This is a genomic window from Streptomyces sp. NPDC057474 (assembly GCF_042802555.1).
Classification (GTDB): domain Bacteria; phylum Actinomycetota; class Actinomycetes; order Streptomycetales; family Streptomycetaceae; genus Streptomyces.
Genome location: NZ_JBHVDX010000308.1, coordinates 1 through 9,508 on the forward strand (window position 1 = coordinate 1; position 9,508 = coordinate 9,508).

At 69.9% G+C, this 9,508-nt stretch carries 6 protein-coding genes; 4 read left to right on the forward strand and 2 right to left on the reverse strand.

Going from position 1 to position 9,508, the window contains the following annotated elements; translation table 11 throughout:
- Nucleotides 1–148 precede the first annotated feature (148 nt).
- The 3 genes from ACFU53_RS43780 to ACFU53_RS43790 all read left to right on the forward strand — a co-directional run bounded on the left by ACFU53_RS43780 (nucleotide 149) and on the right by ACFU53_RS43790 (nucleotide 3,404).
- A complete protein-coding gene (locus tag ACFU53_RS43780) occupies nucleotides 149–1,393 on the forward strand; it encodes a saccharopine dehydrogenase family protein (protein ID WP_384005415.1) in 1,245 nt (414 codons plus the stop codon).
- Between the two features lie 72 nt (nucleotides 1,394–1,465).
- Nucleotides 1,466–2,986 carry an APC family permease gene (locus ACFU53_RS43785; RefSeq protein ID WP_384005425.1) on the forward strand — a complete coding sequence of 507 codons (1,521 nt, stop codon included), beginning with the start codon at nucleotides 1,466–1,468 and terminating at the stop codon, nucleotides 2,984–2,986.
- A 1-nt stretch (nucleotide 2,987) separates the two neighbouring features.
- Nucleotides 2,988–3,404, forward strand: coding sequence for a universal stress protein (locus tag ACFU53_RS43790; protein WP_384005417.1), 417 nt, complete (start codon nucleotides 2,988–2,990; stop codon nucleotides 3,402–3,404).
- A gap of 104 nt (nucleotides 3,405–3,508) precedes the next feature.
- Here ACFU53_RS43790 and metG read toward each other — a convergent pair whose 3' ends face one another.
- Both metG and ACFU53_RS43800 read right to left on the reverse strand, forming a co-directional pair.
- Entirely contained in the window at nucleotides 3,509–5,125 is a 1,617-nt protein-coding gene (gene metG, locus ACFU53_RS43795; protein WP_384005419.1) for a methionine--tRNA ligase, read from the reverse strand.
- 96 nt (nucleotides 5,126–5,221) lie between these two features.
- Nucleotides 5,222–7,144, reverse strand: a complete 1,923-nt coding sequence (locus ACFU53_RS43800) for a VWA domain-containing protein (RefSeq protein WP_384005421.1) — start codon at nucleotides 7,142–7,144, stop codon at nucleotides 5,222–5,224.
- A gap of 252 nt (nucleotides 7,145–7,396) precedes the next feature.
- Between ACFU53_RS43800 and ACFU53_RS43805 the strand changes: the two genes are divergently transcribed.
- Nucleotides 7,397–9,472, forward strand: coding sequence for a PhoX family protein (locus ACFU53_RS43805; protein ID WP_384005423.1), 2,076 nt, complete (start codon nucleotides 7,397–7,399; stop codon nucleotides 9,470–9,472).
- The last annotated feature ends 36 nt before the right edge of the window (nucleotides 9,473–9,508 follow it).

Genomic DNA, 9,508 nt, shown 5'->3' on the forward strand with positions numbered 1-9,508 from the left:
GCGTCACCCTGCCCGCTGCACGGGGCCGCGGCGGCTGCCGACGACCTTCTGACGGGAGAATTCGGCTGATATCGTCCTGGCCCACCGAACGGGCGGGGAGGTGTCTCCCGCCCACGGCAGGGCGAACCGGACGAAGGAGTGCTGCGCTGTGCGAGTTCTCATGGTCGGGGCGGGAGGCGTGGGCGGGGCGATCGTCAGGATCGCCGCCCGGCGGGCGTTCTTCGAGCACATGGTGGTGGCCGACTACGACCGGGCGCGGGCGGAGGCGGCGGTCGCGGCTCTCGGGGAGGACGGGCGCAGGTTCACGGCGGTGCGGCTCGATGCGTCGGACGGACCCGCCGTGCGCGCCGCCCTCGCCGGGCATCGCTGTGATGTGCTGCTCAATGCCACCGATCCACGGTTCGTCCTGTCGCTGTTCGACGCGGCGCTCGCACACGGCGCCCACTACCTGGACATGGCGATGTCCCTCTCCCGGCCGCACCCGACCCGCCCCTACGAGGAGTGCGGCGTCAAGCTGGGCGACGCGCAGTTCGAACGGGCCGCCGAGTGGGAGGCGGCGGGCCGGCTCGCTCTGGTCGGCATGGGGGTGGAGCCGGGCCTGTCGGACGTCTTCGCCCGCTACGCCGCCGACGAGCTGTTCGACGAGGACGGGATCGACGAGATCGGCATCCGTGACGGCGCCGATCTGGTCGTCGATGGCTACGACTTCGCCCCCTCCTTCAGCATCTGGACGACCATCGAGGAGTGCCTGAACCCGCCGGTCGTCTACGAGGAGGGACGCGGCTGGTTCACCACGCCGCCCTTCAGCGAGCCGGAGGTCTTCGACTTCCCGGACGGCATCGGGCCGGTGGAGTGCGTCAACGTCGAGCACGAGGAAGTGCTGCTGGTCCCCCGGTGGTTGCGGGCGAAGCGGGTCACCTTCAAGTACGGCCTGGGCGACGAGTTCATCGGCGTGCTCAAGACCCTCCACAAGCTGGGGCTCGACCGCACGGACCCCGTCACCGTCAGTACAGGAGGTGGCAAGGCCGCGGTCTCCCCGCGGGATGTCGTCGCCGCGTGTCTGCCCGACCCGGCCGGCCTCGGGGACCGTATGCGCGGAAAGACGTGCGCGGGCACCTGGGTCAAGGGAACCAAGGACGGACGCCCCCGCGAGGTCTACCTCTACCACGTGGTCGACAACCAGTGGTCGATGCGGGAGTACGGCTCCCAGGCCGTGGTCTGGCAGACCGCGATCAACCCCGTGGTCGCCCTCGAACTCATCGCCTCCGGAGCCTGGCGCGGCGGCGGCGTGCTCGGCCCCGAGGCTCTGCCTCCCCGACCGTTCCTCGACCTGCTGACGGAGTACGGCTCGCCGTGGGGCATGCGCGAGGACGTCACAAGCGAGCCTGGATAGCGTAGAAAGTCCCTTAGCCCCCTGTTGTACGGATTCACCGGATTCACCCACAACCGGAGCGAGGGACCGATGATGGCCAACGACACCGCTGACGCCCGCCCGCCCGACGGACTGAAGCCCAACGCGATCGGCTTCGTCGACGCGCTCGTCATCGGGCTCAACGCCACCTCCCCGGCGTACTCGTTGGCGGCGGTCATCGGCCCGGTCGTGGCGCTCGTGGGCATCTACGCCCCCGGCGTGATGCTCGCCTCGTTCGTGCCGATGCTGCTGATCGCGTCCGCGTTCTACTACCTCAACAAGGTCGACCAGGACTGCGGCACGACCTTCTCGTGGGTCACCCGGGCGATGGGGCCGTGGGCCGGCTGGCTCGGCGGCTGGGCCATCGCGATGACCGGGGTTCTGGTGGTCGGGTCGCTGGCGGACGTCGCCGTGAGCTTCGCCCTGCTCGCCTTCGGCCTCGACAGCTGGGTCGACAACGACGTCGTACGCCAGTCGCTCACCGTGCTGCTCATCCTCGTGATGACGGCCGTGTGCGTCATCGGCACCGAGGTGTCGGCCAAGGTGCAGAACGTCCTCATCCTCGCGCAGGTCGTCTGCCTCCTGGCCTTCGCGGTGGTGGCCCTCTACCGCGTCTACGCCGACACCGGCACCCTCGACTCCGTCGATCCGTCGATCACCTGGCTGGACCCCTTCGGGGCCGGCGGCGCGTCGCTGACCGGAGCCCTGCTGCTGGGCGTGTTCATCTACTGGGGCTGGGAGTCGGCGGTCAATCTCACCGAGGAGGTCGAGGACTCCGCCACCGCTCCCGGCAAGGCGGGTGTCTGGTCGACGGTCATCCTGCTGGTGACCTACGTATCGGTCGGGTTCGCGGTCGTCGCCTACGCCGGAACGGCCTTCCTGGCCGACAACGCGGGCGAGGAGGAGTACGTCTTCGCGCTGCTCGCCGACGAGGTGATGGGCGGCTGGGACTGGGTCGTCCTGCTGGCGGTCTCGACGTCCGGGCTGGCGTCGACGCAGACGACGATCATCCCGGCTTCCCGCACGGCGCTGTCCATGGCCCGCCGGCACGCGCTGCCCGGGCACTTCGGGCACATCCACCCCCGGTTCCGCACCCCCGACGTGAGTACGTGGTGGGTCGCCGGCATCGCCATCGCCTGGTACGTCGTCGTCAACCTGATCAGCGAGAACGCGCTCTTCGACTCGCTCACCGCGCTGTCGTTGCTGATCGCGTTCTACTACGCGCTCACGGGCGTCGCCTGCGCGGTCTACTACCGCCGCCATCTGACCGAGAGCGTCCACCACTTCCTGCTCATCGGCCTCGGCCCGCTGGTCGGCGCCGGACTGCTGGCCTGGCTGCTGGTGGAATCGGTCTCCGACATGGCCGACCCCGCGAACTCCTACAGCGGCGTCTCGTGGTTCGGGCTCGGCCCGCCGCTCGTCATCGGCATCGGTATCGCGCTCACGGGGGTCGTGCTCATGGTCGTGCTGCGGCTGGTGACTCCCGCCTTCTGGTCGGAACGCCCCGGCGTGGCCGACCCCGATCTCGTACACGGCGGCCACGGTACAAACGGCGGCCACGGCAAGGAGTCCTGAGATGGCGATCGTTCTCGGATACGACGAGTCGCCGGGCGCCGTACGCGCGCTGCGGGTCGCGATCGAGGTGTCCGCCACGTACGGCGAGCCCCTCGTGCTGGTCTACGGCGCGGCGGCCCCGGGCGGCAAGGGCGAGGAGTACCGGACCCACCGCGAGGCCCTCCACCAGGCCGGACGCCTCGCCCTCGAACACGCTGTCACGGCGGCCGACGCGGCCGGCGTACCGACCACCGTCGAGATCATCGACGAGAAGCCGGCGCAGGCGCTGATCGACGCCGCGTCACGCCACGAGGCACGGCTCATCGTGGTGGGCATCTGGGGCGAGAGCCCGATGCGCGGGGCCCTGCTGGGCTCGACCCCCCACAAGCTGCTGCACCTGTCGCGCTTCCCCGTCCTCTGCGTGCCGACCGAGGAGTGAGGCACGCGAAGGACGGGGGTGGGGCGGCCACGCAATTGCGTGGTTACGTGCGAGGGCCCGGGAAGAAGCCTGCTCCCGGGCCCTGAACTCAAGGAGTTCGTGCGCTACGCGTTCGGCTTCTCCTCCAGGCGAGGGAAGAAGATCGCGCCCTTGGTGACCGTCGAGCCGGCCGGGAGTTTGCCCCACTCGCCCGCCTCCTGGACCTTCTGGTCCGCGAGGGCGCCGAGAGAGACATCCGCGCCCAGGGAGTCCCAGAGCTGCTTGGAGGTGTCCGGCATGACCGGGTTGAGGAGGACGGCGACGGCGCGGAGGGACTCGGCGGCCGTGTAGAGGATCGTGGCCAGCCGGGCCTTGCCCTCGTCACTCGTGTCCTTGGCGACCTTCCACGGCTCCTGCTCCGTGATGTAGCCGTTGACCTGCTTGACGAAGTCGAAGACGGCCAGGATGCCACCCTGGAAGTCCAACTCGTCGCCGATCTTCCGGTCGGCCTCGGTGACCGCCTTGGCCAGGCCTTCCTGCAGCGCCTTCTCGGCTTCGCCGTCGGCCGTGGCCGCCGGCAGGGCGCCGTCGAAGTACTTGCCGACCATGGCCGCGACACGGGAGGCGAGGTTGCCGTAGTCGTTCGCGAGCTCGCTCGTGTAGCGGGCGGAGAAGTCCTCCCAGGAGAACGAGCCGTCCTGGCCGAAGGCGATCGCGCGCAGGAAGTACCAACGGTAGGCGTCGACACCGAAGTGCGAGGTCAGGTCCTGCGGCTTGATGCCGGTCAGGTTCGACTTCGACATCTTCTCGCCGCCGACCATCAGCCAGCCGTTCGCCGCGATCTTCCCCGGCAGGGGCAGGCCCTGAGCCATCAGCATGGCGGGCCAGATCACCGCGTGGAACCGGAGGATGTCCTTGCCGACGAGGTGGACGTTCGCCGGGAAGGTGGCCTCGAACTTCCCTTGGTTCTCGTTGTAGCCGACCGCCGTGGCGTAGTTGAGCAGCGCGTCGACCCACACGTAGATCACGTGCTTCTGGTCCCACGGGATCGGGATGCCCCAGTCGAAGGTCGAGCGGGAGACCGACAGGTCCTGCAGGCCCTGGCGGACGAAGTTCACGACCTCGTTGCGCGCGGACTCGGGCTGGATGAAGCCGGGGTTCGCCTCGTAGTGGGCGAGGAGCTTCTCGCCGTACTCGCTCAGCTTGAAGAAGTAGTTCTCCTCGCTGAGGATCTCCACGGGCTTCTTGTGGATCGGGCAGAGCTTCTGACCCGCGAAGTCGCCTTCGCCGTCGAGCAGCTCGCCCGGGAGCTTGTACTCCTCGCAGCCGACGCAGTACGGGCCCTCGTAGCCGCCCTTGTAGATCTCGCCCTTGTCGTACAGGTCCTGCACGAACTCCTGGACGCGGTCGGTGTGCCGCTGCTGCGTGGTGCGGATGAAGTCGTCGTTCGCGATCTCCAGGTGCTCCCAGAGGGGCTTCCACGCCTCCTCGACGAGCTTGTCGCACCACTCCTGCGGAGTCACGCCGTTGGCATCGGCGGTACGCATGATCTTCTGACCGTGCTCGTCCGTGCCGGTGAGGTACCACACCTTCTCGCCGCGCTGACGGTGCCAGCGTGTGAGCACGTCCCCTGCGACGGTCGTGTAGGCGTGGCCCAGGTGAGGAGCGTCGTTGACGTAATAGATGGGGGTGGAGACGTAGAACGCCTTGCCACCCTGCTTCTCGGTTCCAGTGGCCGCCATGCCGAAATCCTACTGGGCCCGTGAAGATCGACTCACATGCGTTTCGGGTGACGGACGGGCCCCGGGTTTCGCCGGGGCCCGTCCGACATGTGGCGACTAAAGGCGCCAGGCGGCCAGGATGCCCTCGTAGACCTCGGCGTCCGTGAGTTCGCGCGGGGTCTCGCCGGCCAGGAAGTGGGACGTGTTGTCCGTCTTCAGCTTGCGGAGGTAGTCGAAGGCCTTGTTCTCCGGATCGCCGAACGCGACGAACGCGAAGTGGACGGCCGGGTGGCTCTTCGCGGCCTCCGCGAGCGCCTGGTTCGCCGGGGTCTTGGCGTCCGGGGCGCCGTCCGTCTGGAAGACGACGAGGGCGGGGGTGCCGGGGTCGGCTGCCTTCTGGTGCTGGGCGAGCACCTCCTCGACGGCCACGTGGTAGCTGGTACGGCCCATGCGTCCGAGTCCGCCGTGCAGCTCGTCGACCTTGTTCTCGTACGAGTCGAGGGTGAGCTCGCCGGTGCCGTCCAGCTCCGTGGAGAAGAAGACGACGGGGACGGTGGTGGCCTCGGGGTCGAGGTGGGCGGCGAGGGCGAGCGTCTGCTCACCGAGTGCCTGCGCCGAGCCGTCCTTGTAGTAGCCGCGCATCGACGCGGAGCGGTCCAGCACGAGGTACACCTTGGCGCGGGCGTCGGTGAGGTCCCGCTTCTCGAGTACGGCCTGTGCGGCGTCGTACGCGGTACGCAGGCTCGCGGGCACGGCGACCTCGGCTCCGCCTTCGGCCCCCTCCGTTTTCCCACCCGCACCACCCGTACCGCTTTCGTCGTCGGTTGCGGGTGACACCTGCGGGGCACCTTCACCGTCGGCGACTGCGGGTTCGGGGGTGGCGTCGCCGGCTGCGGCTGCGACTGCGGCCACGGGTTCGGGAGCGGCTTCCGGCTCGGGAACGACGGCGGGTTCGGTGGCGACGGCCGGTTCGGGCGTGGCTTCGGGCTCGGAGGTGGCCTCCGGCTCGTTCGCGGCTGCCGACTCCTCCGCAGCCTTCGGCTCCGGCTCGGTCTGCGACTCGGCTTCGACCGCGGGCTCCGCCTCTGCCACGGGCTCATCGGCGGCCACGGCGGCGGGCTCCGGCGTCTCCACGGCGGCGGGCTCAGGCTCGGCCTCGGCCTCGACGACCGGCTCCGGCTCGTCCTCCTTCGCAGCCACCGGCTCGGCCTCGGCAACGGCCTCGGGCTCGGCCTCGGCCTCGGCAGCCACGACCGGCTCCGCGTCGGCGACCGGCGCCACAGACTCAGCCGCGGCCTCTGCCTCAGCCTCGCTCTTCGACGCCGCGGGGTCGGCCTCGGCCACCGGCTCAGGCTCCGTGTCGGCCGCCGCTCTCACCTCGGTCTCGGCGGACACCACGGGCTCGGCCTCGACGACCGGCGTCGCCTCGGCCTCGGTGGCAGCCTTCACCTCGGTCTCGGCGGAGACCACGGGCTCAGGCTCTACGACCTTGGCAGGCTCGACCACAGGCTCCGGCTCGGCCTCGACGACCGGCGCAGTGGCCTCCGCGTCGGTGGCAGCGTTCGCCTCGGTCTCGGTGGAGACCACGGGCTCGGCCTCGACGACCGGCGTCGCCTCGGCCTCGGTGGCAGCCTTCACCTCGGCCTCGGCCTCGGCGGACGCCGCGGCCTTGGGCTCGACTACACGCTCGGGCTCGACCACCGACGTCTCCGCCTCAGCCCCCCTCTCCGCGGTCTCCTCGCCCCGCGGCTTCGGCACCGTCACGTTGTCGAAGGCAGCGGAGACGAGCTCGTCGGCGACGGAGGCGGGCTGCGTGGGTGCCGCAGGCTCGGTGGTGGTGGTGGTCGTCGGCTCGGGCTCGGCCGACGGGGCCGGAACCCTCGGCTCGGCCTCCCGCAGGGAAGCCCGCGGGGAAGCCTCGGCCTCCGCCGCGGAGGCGGCCTCCGTCGAGGAAACCCGCTCCGCCTCCTGCGAAGGAACCGTGTCGCGCCCCTTGCGTGAGCGGCTGAACGCATTCCGCAGGAGAGAGAGAATGCCCATGTGCGCAACCCTTCGGGTGAGTTGAAGCCCGTCAATCCCTGGCCAGGACGGACACGTAAGGTTAGCGGCCAGTCGTGGCGATCTTGGGGTGGGGCGGGGGGCTTTCACTATCTCCGCCACCCCGCGCTGTCAATACCGCCTCAACTGCCGCAGGTTCACCCCGTGTTCACCTTGCGTCCCCGTTCTCGAACACACGCCCCCCTAGCGTCGCGCTCACACCAAAAATGCACAAAGAGCATCGAGGAGCGCGCTGTGCGCAAGCTGCTGCCCATGATCGGCTCGCATCCCGGCGGCCGTTCCGCCCTGACCTGTCGGTTCCGCTGTGGTGACGCCTGTTTCCACGAGGTGCCGAACACCAGCACCAACGAATACGTCGGTGACGTCATCGCGAGCGCGCTGAGCCGCCGCTCGGTGATGAGAGCCGCCGCCGTCGTCTCCGTGGCCGGCGCTGCCGGTACGGCCGTCACGCTCGGCACTGCCGTGCCGGCCGCCGCGGCCCCCGCGGAAGCCGCCGCCACGTCCACGTCCAAGAGCAAGGGCAGGCCCAAGGCCGCCCGCGGTCTGCGGTTCACCACCGTCGAGCCCAACACCGCCGACGCCGTGACCATCCCCGAGGGGTACAAGCAGAACGTCGTCATCCGCTGGGGTGAGCCGATCCTGCGCGGCGCCCCCGCCTTCGACCCGGAGAACCAGACGGCCAAGGCCCAGGCCGGCCAGTTCGGGTACAACTGCGACTTCCTCGCCCTGCTCCCGCTCCCCGGTGAGCGCGGCCGCCAGCTCCTCGTCGCGAACCACGAGTACACCGACGAGATCCTGATGTTCCGCGGCTACGACGCCGCCAACCCGACCCGCAACCAGGTCGAGGTCGCTTGGGCGGCGCACGGCCTGGCCGCCGTCGTCGTGGAGGAGGACCGGCGCACCGGCAAGCTCACCGCCGTGCCCCGCCACCACCTCAACCGCCGCATCACGGCGACGACCGAGTTCCGCCTCACCGGCCCGGCCGCCGGCTCCGACCTCCTCAAGACCTCCGCCGACCCGACCGGCCGCAAGGTCCTCGGCACCCTCAACAACTGCGCGGGCGGTACGACCCCCTGGGGCACCACGCTGCACGGCGAGGAGAACTTCAACCAGTACTTCGCCAACAGCAGCCGCACGACCGACAAGCGGTACGGCATCGGCACCGGCGCCACCGAGCGCAAGTGGGAGCGGTTCGACAAGCGGTTCGACGTCGCCCAGGAGCCGAACGAGGCGCACCGCTTCGGGTATGTGGTGGAGCTCGACCCGTACGACCCGTCCTCCACGCCCCGCAAGCACACCGCGCTCGGGCGCTTCAAGCACGAGGGCGCAACCGTCCGGCTGACCTCGGACGGGCGTCCGGTCGTCTACTCCGGTGACGACGAGCGCTTCGACTACTTCTACAAGTTCGTCAGCAGCAAGCGGATGAAGAAGGGGTCGAGCCGCGCCGCCCGCGAGCACAACCTCTCGCTGCTCGACGAGGGCACGCTCTACGTCGCCAAGCTCACCGGTGACTCCCCGGCGATCGAGATCGACGGCACGGGCAAGCTGCCGAGCGACGGCGAGTTCGACGGCGCCGGCGAGTGGATCCCGCTGGCCACGGCCACCGCCAAGGGTGCCGTCTCGCACGTCGACGGCATGACGGCCGACGAGGTCTTCGTCTTCACGCGGCTCGCCGGTGACAAGGTCGGCGCGACGAAGATGGACCGCCCCGAGGACATCGAGCCCAACCCGGTCACCGGCAAGGTCTACGTCGCCCTCACCAACAACAGCAACCGCGGTGTGGGCTCCAACCCCAAGGCGGACGAGGCCAACCCGCGTCACGCCAACAAGCACGGCCAGGTCCTCGAACTCACCGAGCACCGCAACCGGCCCGAGAGCACCAAATTCGGCTGGCTGCTGTTCCTCGTCGCGGGCGACCCCGAGGACCCGGCGACCTACTTCGCCGGCTTCCCGAAGGGCGACGTCAGCCCGATCTCCTGCCCGGACAACGTCGCCTTCGACCCGTACGGCAACCTGTGGATCTCCACCGACGGTGCCCAGCTCGGCTCGCACGACGGTCTGTTCGGTGTCGCGACCCGTGGTGAGCGGCGCGGTGAGCTGAAGCAGTTCCTGACGGTTCCGAGCGGCGCCGAGACCTGCGGCCCGATCATCCAGGACCGCCGCGTCCTGGTCGCCGTCCAGCACCCGGGCGAGCTCGACGGAGCCACCGTCGAGAACCCGAAGAGCGCCTGGCCCGACGGTCCGGGCAAGTACGTCCGCCCGGCGGTCGTCGCGGTGTGGCGCGCGGACGGCTGCGACATCGGCGTCTGATCCCGTACGCACACAGACGAATGCGGGCCGTCCTCC

Excerpts from the sequence above, each read along its gene's own strand:
- ACFU53_RS43790 (WP_384005417.1), top strand. The coding sequence starts at position 2,988 with ATGGCGATCGTTCTCGGATACGACGAGTCGCCGGGCGCCGTACGCGCG.
- metG (WP_384005419.1), bottom strand. The coding sequence starts at position 5,125 with ATGGCGGCCACTGGAACCGAGAAGCAGGGTGGCAAGGCGTTCTACGTC.
- ACFU53_RS43785 (WP_384005425.1), top strand. The coding sequence starts at position 1,466 with ATGGCCAACGACACCGCTGACGCCCGCCCGCCCGACGGACTGAAGCCC.
- ACFU53_RS43800 (WP_384005421.1), bottom strand. The coding sequence starts at position 7,144 with ATGGGCATTCTCTCTCTCCTGCGGAATGCGTTCAGCCGCTCACGCAAG.